This is a genomic window from Brevibacillus ruminantium (assembly GCF_023746555.1).
GTDB classification, from domain to species: domain Bacteria; phylum Bacillota; class Bacilli; order Brevibacillales; family Brevibacillaceae; genus Brevibacillus; species Brevibacillus ruminantium.
Genome location: NZ_CP098755.1, coordinates 2,890,744 through 2,907,399 on the forward strand (window position 1 = coordinate 2,890,744; position 16,656 = coordinate 2,907,399).

17 protein-coding genes are annotated in these 16,656 nt (G+C 48.8%); 4 read left to right on the plus strand and 13 right to left on the minus strand.

What is annotated here, in order from left to right:
• The first annotated feature begins 153 nt into the window (after positions 1-153).
• Positions 154-1,383 carry an MFS transporter gene (locus NDK47_RS14220; protein ID WP_251870423.1) on the plus strand — a complete coding sequence of 410 codons (1,230 nt, stop codon included), beginning with the start codon at positions 154-156 and terminating at the stop codon, positions 1,381-1,383.
• A gap of 183 nt (positions 1,384-1,566) precedes the next feature.
• On the opposite strand, the gene NDK47_RS14225 is transcribed toward NDK47_RS14220, so the two are convergent.
• The 4 genes from NDK47_RS14225 to NDK47_RS14240 form a co-directional block, all read right to left on the minus strand.
• Positions 1,567-2,217, minus strand: coding sequence for a helix-turn-helix transcriptional regulator (locus NDK47_RS14225; protein WP_251870424.1), 651 nt, complete (start codon positions 2,215-2,217; stop codon positions 1,567-1,569).
• A 92-nt stretch (positions 2,218-2,309) separates the two neighbouring features.
• Positions 2,310-2,924 carry a superoxide dismutase gene (locus NDK47_RS14230; protein WP_251870425.1) on the minus strand — a complete coding sequence of 205 codons (615 nt, stop codon included), beginning with the start codon at positions 2,922-2,924 and terminating at the stop codon, positions 2,310-2,312.
• Positions 2,925-3,095: 171 nt separating this feature from the next.
• Positions 3,096-4,832, minus strand: coding sequence for an amidohydrolase (locus NDK47_RS14235; protein WP_251870426.1), 1,737 nt, complete (start codon positions 4,830-4,832; stop codon positions 3,096-3,098).
• 197 nt (positions 4,833-5,029) lie between these two features.
• Positions 5,030-6,406 (minus strand): sugar phosphate nucleotidyltransferase, encoded by a 1,377-nt coding sequence (locus NDK47_RS14240; RefSeq protein ID WP_251870427.1) that lies wholly within the window; start codon positions 6,404-6,406, stop codon positions 5,030-5,032.
• A gap of 247 nt (positions 6,407-6,653) precedes the next feature.
• Between NDK47_RS14240 and NDK47_RS14245 the strand changes: the two genes are divergently transcribed.
• A complete protein-coding gene (locus tag NDK47_RS14245) occupies positions 6,654-8,408 on the plus strand; it encodes a phospho-sugar mutase (RefSeq protein ID WP_251870428.1) in 1,755 nt (584 codons plus the stop codon).
• Between the two features lie 44 nt (positions 8,409-8,452).
• Positions 8,453-8,806: a glycosyltransferase gene (locus NDK47_RS14250; protein ID WP_251870429.1), complete on the plus strand. Its 354-nt coding sequence runs from the start codon at positions 8,453-8,455 to the stop codon at positions 8,804-8,806.
• An 833-nt stretch (positions 8,807-9,639) separates the two neighbouring features.
• Here NDK47_RS14250 and NDK47_RS27840 read toward each other — a convergent pair.
• The 3 genes from NDK47_RS27840 to NDK47_RS14260 form a co-directional block, all read right to left on the minus strand.
• Positions 9,640-9,768, minus strand: a complete 129-nt coding sequence (locus NDK47_RS27840) for a hypothetical protein (protein WP_407653443.1) — start codon at positions 9,766-9,768, stop codon at positions 9,640-9,642.
• A complete protein-coding gene (locus NDK47_RS14255) occupies positions 9,738-9,899 on the minus strand; it encodes a hypothetical protein (protein WP_251870430.1) in 162 nt (53 codons plus the stop codon). Before NDK47_RS14255 ends, NDK47_RS27840 begins: the two co-directional genes overlap by 31 nt.
• A 197-nt stretch (positions 9,900-10,096) precedes the next feature.
• Positions 10,097-10,234: a hypothetical protein gene (locus NDK47_RS14260; RefSeq protein WP_251870431.1), complete on the minus strand. Its 138-nt coding sequence runs from the start codon at positions 10,232-10,234 to the stop codon at positions 10,097-10,099.
• A 184-nt stretch (positions 10,235-10,418) separates the two neighbouring features.
• Here NDK47_RS14260 and NDK47_RS14265 point away from each other — a divergent pair, with 184 nt between their 5' ends.
• Positions 10,419-10,577 (plus strand): cold-inducible protein YdjO-related protein, encoded by a 159-nt coding sequence (locus NDK47_RS14265; protein WP_251876167.1) that lies wholly within the window; start codon positions 10,419-10,421, stop codon positions 10,575-10,577.
• A gap of 43 nt (positions 10,578-10,620) precedes the next feature.
• On the opposite strand, the gene cobU is transcribed toward NDK47_RS14265, so the two are convergent.
• The 6 genes from cobU to NDK47_RS14295 all read right to left on the minus strand — a co-directional run bounded on the left by cobU (position 10,621) and on the right by NDK47_RS14295 (position 16,536).
• Positions 10,621-11,193, minus strand: coding sequence for a bifunctional adenosylcobinamide kinase/adenosylcobinamide-phosphate guanylyltransferase (cobU, locus tag NDK47_RS14270; RefSeq protein ID WP_251870432.1), 573 nt, complete (start codon positions 11,191-11,193; stop codon positions 10,621-10,623).
• A 44-nt stretch (positions 11,194-11,237) separates the two neighbouring features.
• Entirely contained in the window at positions 11,238-12,017 is a 780-nt protein-coding gene (locus NDK47_RS14275) for an ABC transporter ATP-binding protein (RefSeq protein ID WP_251870433.1), read from the minus strand.
• A 5-nt stretch (positions 12,018-12,022) separates the two neighbouring features.
• On the minus strand, positions 12,023-13,060 hold the full coding sequence (locus NDK47_RS14280; protein ID WP_251870434.1) for a FecCD family ABC transporter permease: 1,038 nt from the start codon (positions 13,058-13,060) through the stop codon (positions 12,023-12,025).
• 1 nt (position 13,061) lies between these two features.
• Positions 13,062-14,063, minus strand: coding sequence for an ABC transporter substrate-binding protein (locus NDK47_RS14285; protein WP_251870435.1), 1,002 nt, complete (start codon positions 14,061-14,063; stop codon positions 13,062-13,064).
• Between the two features lie 214 nt (positions 14,064-14,277).
• Complete coding sequence (gene eutC / locus NDK47_RS14290) at positions 14,278-15,159, minus strand: ethanolamine ammonia-lyase subunit EutC (RefSeq protein WP_251870436.1); 882 nt, start codon at positions 15,157-15,159, stop codon at positions 14,278-14,280.
• 15 nt (positions 15,160-15,174) lie between these two features.
• Positions 15,175-16,536, minus strand: coding sequence for an ethanolamine ammonia-lyase subunit EutB (locus NDK47_RS14295; protein WP_251870437.1), 1,362 nt, complete (start codon positions 16,534-16,536; stop codon positions 15,175-15,177).
• Between the last annotated feature and the right edge of the window lie 120 nt (positions 16,537-16,656).

Below are 16,656 nucleotides of genomic sequence, written 5' to 3' on the forward strand. Positions count from 1 at the left end.
GAATTTTCTTTGCGAGGCATACCTGATGCTTGTTCTCTATTCACCTTTTGTAATTACGATCATGTTTTTTCTTGATTACGCCAAGTCGTCTTTCAATGGTAAGATGAACATATTGTGAACGTTATTGACTTGTAGCAAAGGTTGTGTTTCATCATGACTTTCTCATGGAAACGAAATTTAATCGTTTTATGGCTCGGTGTTTTTTTCTGCAGTTCCGCTTATTCGATCTCGATTCCCTTTCTCCCCATATTTCTGCACAGCTCTTTGGGCGTAAATGAACATCTGGAAGCGTGGGCCGGGATCTCGTTTGGGATCACTTTTTTGGCCAGCGCGCTGATCTCTCCCTATTGGGGGTCCCTTGCGGACAAATATGGGAGAAAGCCCATGTTGATTCGGTCGGGTTACAGCTTGGCCGTTTTATATTTTTTAACCTATTTGGTCAAAGACCCCTATCTGTTTCTCTTGCTTCGTATTTTACAGGGACTGTTAGCCGGGTTTGTACCCGCCTCCATCGCACTGGTGGCTACCAATACGCCAGAAAAGAATGTTGGGTACGCCCTCGGAATCATGGCCACTTCTGGAGCGACAGGCGGTATTGTGGGTCCCTTGATTGGCGGGTTTGTCAGCCATCTGTGGGGAAATCGGGAAGCCTTTCTTTTCTCAGCGTTCGTGGTACTAATCGCCGCGCTGATCGCCACCTTTTTCGTCAAGGAGACGAATATGAACCGGTCTGCCGAGCGTTCTCACGTCTCCGAGGATATCCGTACCGCGATGGCCAATCGTCCGTTTGTCCAGGTGCTGGGCATGGCGATGGTTGTCACCATTTCCGTCATGCTGCTCGAACCGCTGATCACAGTCTACGTCCTGCAGCTTGGTGCCAGCCAGCAAGACGCTTCACTCAGTGCCGGCATTATCTTTTCCGCTGTCGGGATTGCGACAGTACTGGCGGCTCCGCGCTGGGGAGCACTCGGAAATAAAATCGGGTATAGTAAGATTCTCTTTTTTGGCTTGTTGGGCGGAGCTGTTGGGAACCTTCTTCAGATTTTTTTCACCAATCTATATGGATTTGGTATCTTGCGCTTTCTGTATGGTCTGTTCTTCGCAGCCGTCTACCCTGCTCTCAATGCGCTGATTGTCAAAGTTACGGATTCCGATTTCAGAGGAAGGGCCTTCAGCCTGAACCAATCTGCCACCCAGCTTGCCACGATGATCGGTCCTGTTCTGGGTGGATTTCTGGGGGGCTGGATTCCGATCAAGACCGTGTTCATTCTAAATGGAGTGATTTTGCTTGCGGCAGCCCTATGGATGAAAACGAAATTTTCTTTACAGCCGCATCAAAGCTCTCAGCCGGCAGGGGAAAAAATGAAGCAATCCGTGGTGTAAGCTGAGTTCTCCAGCCATCAGATTATATACCAAATATAAGCCAAAAATGCCGGCATCCTATTCATGATGGATAGCCGGCATCTTTCGTCTTGGTTTCTTTGTTTTCTTTTGAATACCTTCGGAACATTTGACCTATGAGCGTTTTTTAGAGGTGATCAGTTCCGTTTCTCTCCATAGTTCTATTCACTCGTCTTGTTTTTTTATAATCCGGTAACAGCATTTCTCGTCACCGTCTGCTATGCACCGGGTACGTTCAACATCTGCGTCAAGTAAAGAAGCAAACAGCCTGCGCTCGCAATCACAAGCTAGGCGATATTGTTTTGCTACTTGTAAAACAGGACAATTTACTTCTTCAAACGTGTATTCGCCATCATGTTTTTTTGCGAACTGAACCATGAAACCTTCTTGATTTTGAAGAGCGGCCAACGTTGCCAATCGCTCATCAAAATTTTGTCCATCCATTTCCTGTCGATACTTGCTCTTCATTCTTTCCATTCTACGCTCGAAAAGCCTTGTGACGAATGAATCGCCGAACAAGTCCTCCATTCCCTCGATTAATTCTGTGGCTAATTTGCCATAGGTATGAGGCAATATGTTTTCGGCTCGTCTCGTTAGATGATAGGCACTGCTCGGTCTTCCAAATTTTTGACGGTGAGTATCAGCCTGGATATAATGATCGTTCTGCAAAGCATAGAGATGCCGACGAACGGCAAATTGAGAAATCCCAAGTTGCTCCGCCATATCCCTTGCGCTTACAGCACCTCGCTTTTTTAGCATCAGCAAGATTTCTCTCTTGGTTGAATGTTTCCAAAAAATAGCCGCATGTTTATTCACGAAGAACCTCCTTTACTGTGAAATGAGAGAGCTTTAAGACAGATAAAAAAACCTTGCAAAAGCAGCGCGCCGCTTCTACAAGGTTTAAGCATTTACCGAGTCGCTTCATTGTAGCGGCGGTTGACTTCTTCCCAGTTGACAACATTCCACCAAGAGGCAACAAAATCCGGTCTCTTGTTTTGATACTGTAAATAGTAAGCGTGCTCCCAGACATCGACGACGAGAATCGGCGTTTTCCCTACCATCAGGGGTGTATCCTGATTGGGGGTACTCATCACTTCCAATTTGTCTCCTTCCACAACAAGCCATCCCCAGCCCGAACCAAATCGGCTGATTGCCGCTTTGGTCAAATCGTCCTTCAATTGTTCAAAGCTTCCGAAGTGTTTTTCAATTCCCTTCGCGATATCACCGGATGGCTTCCCACCCCCGTTTGGAGTCATTACGGACCAGTATAAACTGTGCGAATAGTGTCCACCGCCGTGATTTCTGACTGCCATCCGAATTTCTTCAGGGACCTCGTCCAAATTTGCGATCAGTTCTTCAAGAGTTGCATGGTAAAGCTGGGGATGGTTTTCCAACGCCTTGTTCAAGTTGGCCACATAGGTTGCATGATGTTTGCTGTGATGAATTTCCATGGTTCTCGCGTCCAGATGAGGTTCCAACTCATCATAACCATAATGTAGTTTTGGCAACGTAAATAGTTCCATACTTTTCTTTCCTCCCATCTTGGATCATTACAACTTTAGTTTACACGAAGGAAAATAATTTGTACATATACAAAAAAGTTTCCCTAGGGAAAATTTAAAAGCTGCCGATCAAGCGCAACTTAGGCTTGAAAGACAGCTTTCGTTTTGAACAATTTGATTAGGTGCGACGTCTTATTTAAAGCTGTCGCTGCGATACACTTCTTTTCCTTCGAAAAGGGTCCAGAGAATTTGCGTTTTGTTGATTTCTTCTGCCGGAATGGTAAACAGATTTCTCTCCAGCACCACAATATCCGCTTTTTTGCCTGCTTCAATCGAACCAGTAATGTCTTCTGTATACGTGGAATAAGCACCGTCAATCGTAAAGCTAGCGATCATGTCAGCGAGCGTGGCGCGCTCGATCGGGTTGGCAATATCCTGGTAATCAGATTTTCCTTCCTCAATCCGAGTGATCCCTTGCTGAATACCAATCAGCGGATTAAACTCCTGTGTCACGATATAGTCACTGCCCGATGCCATAATGATGCCCGCATTGATCATGCTCTTCATCGGGTATTCCCGCTCTGCACGTTCACGTCCCAGGTACGGCACCTCAATCTCTTCATAGAAACCGGCTTCTTTCATGAACCAGAATGGTTGCGGAATTCCTACGGCTCCCAATTGTTTAAAGCGCTGCAAATCATTTTCATTGAATAATTGCAAATGCACAACGGATGGACGAGCATCCCGTTTTCCATTCTTTTTCTCGGCGTATTCAAAACCGTCCAGAGTAATCCGGGTAGCCGCATCCCCAATCGAGTGAACATGCAGCTGGAATCCCGCTTTATCGAGCGCAGCCGCTGTCTCGTTATAAACAGCAGGGTTCCAAATGAGTTGGCCGTTCGTATGTTTGTGCATGTAAGGTTCTTCGAGATAACCGGTACCACCTTCTACGACACCGTCCATAAATATCTTTACTGCATTTACCTGAAAATGAGGCCCCTTGATCTGCTCCCGCAGCTTGATAAATTCCTGGACCTGCTCTGGCCCTTTATCAGGGTCGGCTGTAAAAGCATTGCGGAAACGGACATTCAGCTTATCTTGTTCCGAGAGCTTACGATAGGCTTCCAGTACATTCGGATAGCGCAGCATGTCAGGGTCGCGCGCAGTCGTTACCCCGCGCTCTGCTGCCAGTTTCTGATACTCGAGAATTCCATTCATATACTGCTCGACGGAGAGAGCTGGAATTTTCTTCAACACCAGATCCATTGCCTTTTCGCGGAGCGTTCCGGACGGTTCACCGGTTTGCGGATCATGTTCGATCAAGCCGCCTTCCGGGTTGGCTGTACTTTTCGTAATCCCTGCCACTTCCAGTGCTTTTGAGTTCACCCAGAGAGAGTGGCCGTCATCTGAAGTAAGCGCGATCGGGATCTCTTTGGTTACTTCATCGAGAGTTTCCTTGCGAGGGCCAATCCCTGTGGCCACTGAGTTCGTCCATCCGCGACCCTGGATTGCTTTTTCATTCGGGAACTTCTCTTTAAACTCTTTTACAGCTTGGACGTAGTTGTCCAACGTCTCCAGGTCAAACAAATCGACCGTATAGATCATTCCTGTAGTTTTGCTTGCATGTGTATGACTGTCGATAAAGCCCGGCAACACCATTTTCCCTTTCAAATCTACTACCTTGGTTTGTGCTCCGGCATAGGCCTTTGCGTCCTCGTTTGAACCGACGAAGACGATCGTGTCCCCTTTGATCACCACTGCTTCTGCCCAGTTGCGGTTGCGGTCCACGGTGTACACAGCGCCGTTTTGTAAGATCAAATCGGCAGACTGAACACCGGACTTCGTTCCGCTCTCCGTTTGTGCATGTCCGATGGACGGAACCAGTAACGAAGCGAGCAACAAGGCGGTTGCCGCTTTTTTTGCGAACATACTACTCCTCCATTTCTCTTTTGTCTGACTCACGCAGATGTATATTTATGCAGATGGATTCCATCGCTCATCCATCATAATGTACAGTGGCGATGTTTGGCAATTCTCACTTTCATGAATCCCATGAATGTCTTCTTTCCTTATGTATGAAAAGTGTCACTCTCGTCCCGAACAAGAGGACACTTATTGCTTACCAGTCAATCCGCCGTTTTTTGCAGGGAGTGCATCAGCTCATCCCAAGAAAAATAGAGCCTGGTAATATCTTCTTCGATCAGCCTTGTGCCCATTTGCACTTCGATGATTTCCAAATCGGTAAGGGCCTTGATGCCATGCTTTGCTCCGGCGCTAATTTTGACCACGTCCCCCGGCCCGAGCCGCATGCTTTTCCCGTCAAGGACAAATTCACCGTTTCCTGCAACAACTGTCCAGATTTCACTGCGCAACAGGTGGTATTGATAGCTCAGATTTCGACCCGCCAAGAGCTGAAGCCGTTTGGTCAAAAATTCTGTGCCGTCCTCCATTCTTTGGTAATCCAATACTCGATACGCCCCCCACCTTCGTTCCTCAAACATCGGTCTTTGTTCGATGTGATGAATATCTTTTATCCGATGACTTACTTTTTTGTCTGCTACCAAAATACCATCGGGACTGGCTGCTACTACCATATCAGATACTCCCAACACGGCAATCGGGATATCCAACTCATTGATCAGATGAGTATCCTTGCAGTCTTCGCTGACGAACCCTTTGCCGATCAGCTTCGTTTCCATGTGCGCTGTCATGCTGCTCCAGGTCCCCAGATCAGACCACCTGCCCGCATATGGCAAGACGACGACATAACGCGCCTTTTCGACGACTTCATAATCAAAGCTAATCTTTGGCAATCGATCATAAACGCTGCACAGCTCCGCAAAATCCGTCGGCCAACCACGCTTCTCAAACAGATCGAGCAGATAACCTAAACGAAATGAAAAAATGCCACAGTTCCAAAGTGCTCCCTGCTTGATTAGCAGTGCCGCTTCAGAGGGTGAGGGTTTTTCTTTGAATCTGAGTACCCGCTGATAGACTGTCGCCTGATTGATCTGTTTAACCGGTACGATGTATCCATATTTCTCAGAGGCATAAGTGGGGATACCGCCTATCAAGGCCAGATCGGCTCCTGATTCATATAGGACCTCGTCCATATTTCGCACGCACTCAAAGAAGTCCAAATCGACAAACGGATCAACCGGCATCACAGTAATCACTTCGTCTCGATCCAACCCCATTTTGGTAGAAAAGAAAGAAGCAGCCAGACAAATGGCGGGGAACGTGTCCCTCTTCTCCGGCTCTACAATGAGCGTCACGTCATAACCGATTTGATTGTGAATCATTTCGGCATGTGACTGACTGCAGGAAATGTATGTTTGTCGCTGCAAGCCTTGCTGGCCTAACTGTCTCCAGACTCGCTGAAGCATTGATTCCCACTCGTTGTCAGAGCTTTTGAGCGTTTTGAGAAATTGTTTTGATCGGGAATCATTGGAAAGCGGCCACAATCGTTTGCCCGATCCTCCAGAGAGCAGGACAAGTCTCATGAAATCGCACCCCTTTTCGGCTTCACTCAATGTGTGGTCAGATGTAATATCCATATGAGTGAAACCCCGAGAGTGCGTGTATCAATATACCGGATGTTCTGCGGAAACTTGTCGTTTCAAAGGGTTTCGAAGGGGAATGACAGTTGGCCGCTCTCCTATGGATAAATGGCCGTTGCGGCTCAGTGAGATTTACATACAATGTCCAATAAAAGCGGCATCGCTCATACGAACCTGGAGGGTCTTCTACATGCTTACTTGGCGTAAAAGGTTCCAGTATTGGCTAGATCATCCGGACATGGATGCTGACATGCGTCAGCAGTTGCTCGTTTTAAAAGAGAGGGATTTGCTGCTGGAAGACTGCTTTTTCCAAAATATAGATTTTGGGACTGGTGGAATCCGTGGAGAGATGGGACCCGGGCCTAACCGGATGAATGCGTATACGGTTCGAAAGGTCATGGAAGGATTCGCGCGGTATTTATTGCAAAACAAGGACTTCGCGAAAGAAAAAGGCATCGTGATTGCCTATGATCCCAGGCATCAATCCAGCAGATTTGCCTGGGAAGCAGCCCGTTTAATGGGCAATCATGGGTTTCGCGTTTTTTTCTTTGAACGCGTCTGTCCTACTCCTCTACTTTCTTTTGCTATCCGCCACCTCAAAGCCGTGGGTGGTGTCATGATTACAGCAAGCCATAACCCGCCGACTGATAATGGCTGCAAACTATATGACGCTGACGGCTGCCAGCTAACGCCTGAGACAGCATCGCACGTGATGCATCAAATGAACAAGATTATTGATGAGCTTGCTATCCCGACCATGACACAGGATGCGCTTCAGAAAAGTGGTTTGCTGCTCCCTGTGTTTGATGAGTTAGCCGAGGCCTATTTTTCTTGTTTGGAAGCACTCCGCCCTCGTGCCCTGCCATACGGAAGCGTAACGGAGAAACCATCCATCGTCTACACCCCTTTGAACGGTGCAGCCTATGAGATATGGCGTCGTGGTTTAGAGCGCTTTGGCTTTGCTCACGCTCTCGTGGTTACCGAGCAAGCAGCACCTGACCCGGACTTCCGTCATGCGCCTGTTCTTAATCCGGAAGACCCCGAGTCTTTTTCCCGAGCGATTCAATACGGAAGTGAGGCAGGGGCAGATCTTTTGCTCGCCACAGACCCGGATGCGGACCGAGTGGGTGCAGCGATACCGACCGATAGCGGAACCTATGAAGTATTGACCGGCAATCAACTGGGAGCCTTGTTGCTTGATTACATCCTTTCCGCGATGGCACGAAGCGGTATCCTGCCTGTGAATGGGGTCGTCCTGAAGACGATTGTTTCCTCCGAATTGTGCACAGCCATTGCGCGTGAATACGGGATCCCCACTGTCGATACGTTGACCGGATTCAAATTCATAGGTGAAAAGATGTCGGAATATCAACAGACCGGAGAATATCGTTTTCTGTTTGGGATGGAAGAAAGCAACGGATATGTTTTTGGCGATCACATCCGCGATAAGGACGGCATCCAGAGCGCTTTGCTCGCTGCTGACATGTGCGCCTTTCACAAAGCGCAGGGACGTACGCTGAAACAGCAGTTGGAAAAACTATATCGCAAGCATGGCTATTATCGGGAAATGCTGATGACTTTCACGCAAAAAGGTAAAGCGGGCATGGAACGTATCTCATCCGTAATGGAGCATTTTCGCAATCAAACGTACACAAGCTTTGCCGGGCTGCTGACTACGGCTATCGAAGATTACCAGACGGGGGAACGTCAGGATCTCTTGCAGGGCCAACGCCGGGCCTTGACTCTGCCACGGTCAAACGTACGGAAATATTTTCTCGAAGATGAATCTTGGTTTTGCTTGCGACCTTCGGGGACTGAGCCCAAGCTCAAATGTTATATCGGAGTAAAAGGCTCAACTTTGGCGGAGAGCAAACGAAAGATTGAGCAGATCACGCAAGCTGTCCAAAACATTATCCGCCCTTTGCTTGCTGATTTGCACTCCTGATTTGACCGTTATCCCGTCCGTTTGGATTAGATACGAGCAACATCTTGGCACAAGCAAATGCATGCCAATCCAATCCCCGTCCGGACGGAATGCTAGTTTTCATTTGTCCCGCACGGTTGGTGCCATACAAGGGACAGCGCTATCTAATTGAAGCTTTATCCCTGCTTCGCCAGGTACGAGATGATTTCATCTGTTTGTTTGCCGGCGATGGTGCACAAAAGTCCGAATTGGAAACGCTGGCCGCCACGTTGCAAGTATCGCATCTCGTGGAATTTCTATTGAAAGAACCCTGGAAGTGTACAACAAATCCCGAGAAAAACATAAATGAGGTGCTAATCTTGCACCTCATTGTTTTGTTTGGCACCAGTTTGGCTATCTCTTCGCTTTCATCCGCCTGACTGCTGTCATCAATGACAATCAGCCCATACACCCACATCAGTGTTCGTATCGTGGAGGCTCGCTAGACATAAGGCAAGCATTGAAGAATGGTTCCATGTCGGAATCACAACGCTGACCAACAAGCTTTTTGTCTGGATTGTCAGTCATTTTTCCTTCCCCTAAATATTGATGTCAACACGTACTTGCTTCGTACATACAATATGGTAAAACCCGATTTTGGGGGAAAGGGGGATCTATGAAGATCGCTTTATACTACGATTCCTCTTTGATTGGAATGACAGTCACCTTGAATCGAAAGGAGTCGGAGGTTCCCAGGGAGCATTGATCCAGATCACCAGAATATTGGCCATACGGCATGACGTAACCATTTTTTACAGTACTTCGGAAGAAGGCAGCTATCACGGTGTCCATTACCGCAAACATCAATATCTTCCACATCCCGTCAGAGAAATTTTAGGAAGCCCGTCTGGGGATCAAATCGGACGAGTATCAGGAGCTGCTGCCCAAAGTACCTGGGAAGCTGATCTTTTGTTCAGCTCCAGAACGAGTATAACTGGACTTCTCTTTCATGGTATTACTCTCTACCTGAAACGGAAACGGCTGATGGCTGAAGGTAATAGAAAACCCCTCCGGGAATGCGGAGAGGTTCGCTCCATCAAAGGGGGGATACATCTTCAATAAATTGACTCAGTAAGCGATTTGCCTCCTGATCCGTATACTGAATGAGGGGATGCTTCATGGCGGCGTAGGCTGCTACAGAGGGGATAACGCCAGACAAGCTTCGGTCTAAAGCTATTTACAGTAGCGGATGACATCCACGACGATACCCGCACTATTGGGAGACAATCTTTATTGAGGAAATCCGTATTTCGCCAATATTTAACTGATACGTGCGATTTAGACGAATCCCCCGTTCTTCGCACAATCGTGTCAAAACACGATGGATGATCGTTGCACCCAACTGAGATTTGATATCATCGCCGATGATGGGAAGTCCCGCCCGTTCAAATTGGCCACCCACTCCGGATCAGAGGCGATAAACACAGAGATGCAATTGATAAAGGCTACCCCGGCCTCCAAGGCACCGTTCACGTAAAACTCCGTAGCACATACGCTTCCGAACGGTAAAAAATTGATAACCTTCTCAGCACCGCTGTCTTTGAGTTCCTTGACAACGTCGCAACTTTTTTGTGAAGAGAGATGAAAACGACGCTCTTCCGGAAAAGCGTTCATATGGGGAGAGATACTGTCCAACACCTCACCTTTTTTTACTATGATCGAATATTCCTTTACATCATCTGCAAATAAGAAAGCCCTTGCAGCAAGGCAGAAGCGCAGTTTCCAACTCCGATGATGGCCGCCCTGATTTTTTTCACCTGAAATCCCCCTTGCGTGAAGTGAACTGCTGGGTAATTAGCCGTTGCCATACAATTTTCTTCACAGTCTATGCAATTTCTTTTGTTCCCGTGAAAACCGTCCTTCCTTTGTCCCAATGGATGCATAGAATATCCAGCTTACACACAAACTAGTAAGAGTGGCTCTTCCTGCACGGTAACCAACTGGAGGTGTTTTTCATTGTATTCGAAACGAAATCAGGAACCAGTACCTGAGATGGAGACGACAATTTGGACCTGCAGCAACGATGGATGTACCTGCTGGATGAGAGAAAATTTGACGTTTGAAAAGGAACCGACCTGCCCGATCTGCAGTTCTTCCATGACAAAAGGCACGAAAATGCTGCCGCCGCTAACCTGGAACGTCTTCCGATAACTGCAAAGAAAAATGCCAACCTCCATCACTGAGGTTGGCTTCTTTATTCTCCGATTTGGTACGCTTTGCTTTTCACTTCCAGCGGTATTCCGGCAGTGACCAGAAATACCTGATCGCTAATCGTGGCCATTCGCTGATTCAAGATACCTGCCAGATCGCGAAAATACCTGCCCAACGCGTATTCCGGCACCAGCCCGTAGCCCACTTCATTGGTGACGAGCAGGAGCGTACCAGGGAAATCCTGAATGGCGCCCACCAGTTCATCGATCTTTTTCGTGACATTTTGGCTTGGCTGGTCGTTTTCGTAGCGAAGCAGCCAATTCGACAGCCACACCGTCAAGCAATCGACCAAAACTACCGTTTGTTTTGCATTATGTTCGGAATCCCTTCGCCATACATGAAAAAACTCGGACAAGTCATACGGCTTCTCCACGTTTTTCCAGTAAAAGGCTGACTGTTCACGTTCCCTTTGATGGCATCGGACACGTTCCGTCATTTCATCATCAAAAGGAACCGCCGTGGCGACGAAAATCCCCTGTTGGCCGAGATGAGCAGCATAACGGGTGGCAAACCTGCTTTTTCCGCTCCGAACGCCACCGGTGATGAGAGCAATCACGCAAGCCGCCTCCTTTCAAGGTTCAAGCGATCCAGCCACTCTCCCTACTCTCGACGCGATTGCAGCATGATCTGCGGCAAGTGATGAACGGGATGCTCCAGTACAATCGGCGTTACTCCGTATACCTTGTCAATCATCTCCGCCTGGAGAATCTGCCTCGGCAGTCCCACACCCATCTGTCGTCCCTGATCCAACAGCAGAATGCGGTCACAATAGAGTGAAGCCAGGTTGAGATCATGCAGGACAGCGACGACGGTATTGTTTTCAGATCGCTGCCATCTGTGAACGGCATCCAGCAGTTGAATCTGATAGCCGATATCGAGAAACGTCGTTGGTTCATCGAGGAGTAACAAGCGCGGCTGCTGAGCCATCACCTTGGCCAGTGCAACGCGTTGTTTCTCTCCGCCGCTCAGTTTGTCAAGGGTGCGATCCTGTAATGCGTTTAGACCCAGTGTTGACAAAATTTCATCAATAACGGCACCTGCGTCATCTTTTTCTGTTCCGAGCCAGTTTTGATAAGGAAATCTTCCCATCTCAACAACTTCCCTAACCGTAAACCCGACAGGAGGAAGCGTTTCTTGCTGAAGAACGGCGAGCCAGGTGGCCAATTCCTTTGGTTTAATGCGGACAGCAGGCTTTCCGTCCAAATAGATATTCCCGGAATCGGGACTTTCAATGGCGGAGAGCAGTTTCAAAAGCGTTGATTTTCCGCTTCCGTTTGGACCGATGATCCCGAAAAACTCCCCTTTTTTTACCTCAAAATGGAGACGCTGCAAAACCGGTTGTCCGCCATATGATTTCCATAGATCAGACACCTGTATCATGACGCTCACCCCTTGCCTGCCCGCTGTTTTTTCTTTAATAAATAGGCGAAAAATGGCGTTCCCAGAAAAGCTGTCACGACGCCAAGCGGGATTTCCGTCGGACTGAGCAAGGTTCGTGAAAGCGTATCTGCCCACAGCACATAAATGCCCCCGTACAAAACAGACATTGGCAGCAGCACCCGATAGTCCGGACCAGCCATCAGCCGAACAAGATGAGGAACAACCAGTCCGACAAAACCGATGATTCCGGAAACGGAAACGGCAACAGCCGTGAGCAATGTGGAGACACTGAGAACCGCGATTTTGGTTCGATCCACCTGGATACCCAAATGTGCAGCTTGCCGCTCACCCAATGCGAATACATTCAGTGAACGGCTATACCCCAGCAAAATCAGAAATCCAGCCAGCAAACAGGGAACCAGTACCATCGTAAAAGACCACCCGCGGTAGGCCAAACTGCCCATCAGCCAGAAGACGATCTCATTGACGACCTGATCGGACAGAGATACCAGCAACGAGACAATGGACCCGAGAAATGCCTGCGCCACGACGCCCGACAAGATCAAGGTCTCGATATGTATTTTTCCGTTGTTGTTGGCCAATCGTATGACCATCCATAAGCTGATCAAGCCCGTGGCAAAAGCCGCGAAAGGGATGGTCCATTGTCCAAAAAATGCGTACTGAAAGCCGAAGAGGATCAGCAGGGATGCGCCAACAGCCGAGCCAGAAGCAACCCCTAAGGTGTAAGGGTCTGCCAACGGATTGCGCAGAATTCCCTGAAATCCCGCTCCTGCCAGCGCGAGACAGCCGCCTACCAAAACGGCGAGCAGAACCCGGGGAAAGCGCACTTTCATGACAATTTGTTCAGCTGACTCCGGCCATTGGACCGGAACCAGCCTTTCCAAACCAGGCAGTTGGTGTAGCAGAATGCTCCATACCTGCCAAATCGGCAACTCTGCAGATCCGAGGGAAAGACTCAGCCCCACAGACAGGAAGAGGAGTGTAAGCCCGGCTCCTCCAAAGAGTATCAAGCGCCTTTTCATTTTATTTCAACCGATCCGGATAGATAGCTTTTGCCATCTCATACAATCCTTCTGTGATACGAGGTCCCGGACGAGAAAGCACATTGTGATCCAAACCTGCCACCTGATTTTCCCGAATCGCTTTCATTTTGTCCCATCCATTTCGTTTGCGAATCGTCTGTTCCAAAGTCTCTCCCGTTTTTTCATCCGTAAAGCCTTTTGCGTAGAGAATCACGTCCGGATCTTCTTTCAGGATTTTTTCCTCACTAATCGGATTCCAGCCTTCTGTGTCAGCAGCAATGTTGATGCCGCCCGCCAAATTGATCAACTCGTCCAAGAACTCTCCTTTTCCCACAGTCCATCCCGCTGAAAACTCCAAATAAACCTTTTTCTTTTCTTCTGGTTTTAGGGATTGCACTGCTTCTGTCACCTTGCGGATATCCTCTTTCATACGGGAAACCAGTTCTTCCGCCTGTACCTGCCGGTCTGTAATCTGCCCGATTAGCAAGATGTCTTCCATGACATCCTGCACGACCTTAGGTCGAACTGTGACAACCTTGAGATCCAGAGAACGCAGCTTCGCGACGACCTCTTTTTTCATGGAAATCCCGCCAATTACCAGATCGGGGCTTTGTGAGAGGATGGCTTCCTCATTTGGCGAAAGAACGCCCCCTACCTTTGGCTTGGTCTTGGCTTCTTCCGGATAATCGTCATAATCTGAGACCCCCACCACTTTATCTCCAAGCCCCAAGGCAAACAAAATTTCTGTCTCGGCTGGTGATGCGGAGACGATCTTCTCTGGCGCCTGGGTAAACGTAATGTCTTGACCCGTCGCATCTTTTATCGTGATTGGATACGTGGTTGCTTTTTCACTCTTATCAGCCGGCTGTGTTGCAGAAGCTCCGCCGCTCAATTCATCTGTTACAGGTGCCTGACTGTTCTGATTTGTGTTTCCAACGCCGCCACAGCCTGCGAGGCTAACTGCTGTGAGCAACGAGAGTAAGAGAAACTTGAAGCGTTTCATAGTAATATTCTTCCCTTCTAAAAAAGAATGCACGGAACCGCAAAACGTAACGAAAAGACCCTTTGCCTCCGAATGAAGACACAGGGCCCACCGATTTGGGATGCCTCCCATTATATCATTGCGAGGGAGAAAAAAGAAGCGCTTGCACAGGACGTTCTCCTGTGCCAATAGCCGAGCTGTAGGGTAATTGTGAAGATGATAGCCGTGCAGTGTTTTATCGAGAACGCAGTTTGGCGTAGTTCACTCCACTGGCCTTGCAATGCAGGATTTCCGCCAGCAGATCGGCTAGGTACGCTCCTGCTTCAATGGGTGGAGTACCCCCGCGATGAATATTGGAAATCACGGTTCGATCTGACTCCACGGTTTGAGCATTTGGCTGGTAAATCATATAGGCACTCAGGCTCTCCGCTGTTGCAAGCCCCGGCCTTTCTCCAATCAAAGAGATGACCACTTTGCATTTGACGATAGAAGCGATGTGATCCTGGACCCACACCCTTCCGCGGCGCACAAATACCGGCTTACCCGAACTAATGTTCCGAAGAGCAAGCCCTTGCTGGAGGGATGGAAGCAAATCCGGAATATTGGCTTCAATCGCCGACGTGCTAAGTCCATCCGAAATGACGATTTGTACATCTCTCTGCTTGTCCCCGTGCTGCTCCAGCCAGCGGGCGGACTCGTCACAGAGCTTGCGGCCTGATTCCAGATCCATCAAATACTCCTGCATGTCTTGGGACCTGGTCTGCAGCACTGGCAACCCCATCTTCGTGAGAAAAGCCGGGCTGATATCCTTCATGACAGCATCATGAGCTGCTGCCTGATCGATACGGAACTGCAGGTAGCTTTGAGTCTTCATGCGCGTCCCTGCCCTCCCGATGCCAATCCGCGCAGGTGTGCGAGCCATTGCCCGTTCCAGAGCCTCTCTGTTTTTGGGCTGCTCTACTCCCATCCGCTTTTGTTCGGGAAAATGGATCAGCTCACTGGCACCACCAGCAAGATCAGCTATAGCTTGTTCTTTTCTGATGTCCAAAGCAGGGTTTTGTTTGAGCAGCTCTACCCAGACCCGATTCACCAGTTCATCCAGCTCTTGTTCTCTCACTATCATCGCCTCCCTCTAATCAAAAATACTCAAATCCCCGGCATATTCAGTCAGCCGGCCATTTTCCATGATCCCCATCTTTTCCAACCAGCGTTCAAACTCACGCAAAGGCCGCAGTCCGAGGATTTCCCGCAGACTGGCATCATCGTGATAGCTGGTGTCCTGATAGCTGAGCATGACATCATCTCCGCCGGGCACTCCCATGTAAAAATTTGCGCCGGCCAAAGCCGTCAGCATCCCCGCGATTTCTTGATCATTCTGATCGGCGTGCATATGATTGGTATACGTCGGAGCGATGCCCATCGGCAAACCATGCAGTTTTCCCATGAACAGGTCTTCGAGATCGGCGCGGATCATTTGCCTTCCGTCATATAGCGTCTCCGGTCCGATAAAACCGGACACATTATTCACCATAAACGGCTTCCAATGCCTGCAAAACCCGTAGGTCCTGGCTTCCAATGTCTGCATGTCTACAGCTTCATGAGATTCCAGCGATACCTCAGAGCCCTGGCCAGTCTCGAAATACATGACGTTGGGACCGGCAGCGGTACCCTGGCTCAGCATCAACCCCATCCCCTCATCCAATATCTCTTTGGACACACCAAAAGCCTCATTTGCTTTTTGTGTTCCGGCGAGGCTTTGGAACATCAATGCGACAGGAGCGCCGTTTCGCAGCGCCTGCATCTGTGTCGTGATATGGGCCAGCACACAGTTTTGGGTCGGGATTTGCCAGCGCTGCATCAGCTCATGACTCATGACAAGCAGCTTGGTTACACTTTCAACAGAATCATTGTTCGGATTGATTCCGATTACCGCGTCCCCGGAACCATATGACAGTCCTTCCTTGATGGAAGCCAGGATGCCTTCCGGATCATCAATCGGGTGATTAGGCTGACAGCGAAAAGCAAGTCTTCCCGGTTCGCCGATCAGTGTATTGCAATACGCCTGGTGTCTGATCTTTTGAGACGCCATCACCAGATCGATGCTCGACATCAGCTTTGCCACTGCAGAAATCATTTCGCTGGTCAGCCCCCGACCAAGTCTCGTCAATTCGGGCATTCCCGCCTTGCGTGACAGGATGTAATCGCGCAGCTCGCCAACAGTCCAATCTTTGATCTCTTTGTAGATAAACGTATTGAGGTCATCGTAGATGATTCGCGTTACCTCATCCTGTTCATACGGAATGACCGGATTTTCATAGATGTCCGCCAGCTTCATTTCACTGAGGACGACCTTGGCCGCCATTCTCTCCAACGCTGATTCGGCACCCAATCGGCTCATCCGATCCCCAGATTTTTCTTCACTAGCCTTTGCCAGCACTTCTCTGATTGACGAGAACTGGTAATGCTGCTTTCGGATCACACATGACAATTTCATCGCAAAGCCTCCCATCCTGAGTGACAAGGAACCCGTTTTTCGTGGATTATTGCAAAAAAGAAGACGCCTCGAATCAGGACAACCCAGAGTCGTCCCATTTCAAAGCGTCATCGCTTTTTC

Excerpts from the sequence above, each read along its gene's own strand:
- NDK47_RS14220 (WP_251870423.1), top strand. The coding sequence starts at position 154 with ATGACTTTCTCATGGAAACGAAATTTAATCGTTTTATGGCTCGGTGTT.
- NDK47_RS14230 (WP_251870425.1), bottom strand. The coding sequence starts at position 2,924 with ATGGAACTATTTACGTTGCCAAAACTACATTATGGTTATGATGAGTTG.
- NDK47_RS14235 (WP_251870426.1), bottom strand. The coding sequence starts at position 4,832 with ATGTTCGCAAAAAAAGCGGCAACCGCCTTGTTGCTCGCTTCGTTACTG.
- NDK47_RS14240 (WP_251870427.1), bottom strand. The coding sequence starts at position 6,406 with ATGAGACTTGTCCTGCTCTCTGGAGGATCGGGCAAACGATTGTGGCCG.
- NDK47_RS14245 (WP_251870428.1), top strand. The coding sequence starts at position 6,654 with ATGCTTACTTGGCGTAAAAGGTTCCAGTATTGGCTAGATCATCCGGAC.
- NDK47_RS14260 (WP_251870431.1), bottom strand. The coding sequence starts at position 10,234 with ATGGCAACGGCTAATTACCCAGCAGTTCACTTCACGCAAGGGGGATTT.
- NDK47_RS14265 (WP_251876167.1), top strand. The coding sequence starts at position 10,419 with ATGGAGACGACAATTTGGACCTGCAGCAACGATGGATGTACCTGCTGG.
- NDK47_RS14275 (WP_251870433.1), bottom strand. The coding sequence starts at position 12,017 with ATGATACAGGTGTCTGATCTATGGAAATCATATGGCGGACAACCGGTT.
- NDK47_RS14280 (WP_251870434.1), bottom strand. The coding sequence starts at position 13,060 with ATGAAAAGGCGCTTGATACTCTTTGGAGGAGCCGGGCTTACACTCCTC.
- NDK47_RS14285 (WP_251870435.1), bottom strand. The coding sequence starts at position 14,063 with ATGAAACGCTTCAAGTTTCTCTTACTCTCGTTGCTCACAGCAGTTAGC.
- NDK47_RS14295 (WP_251870437.1), bottom strand. The coding sequence starts at position 16,536 with ATGAAATTGTCATGTGTGATCCGAAAGCAGCATTACCAGTTCTCGTCA.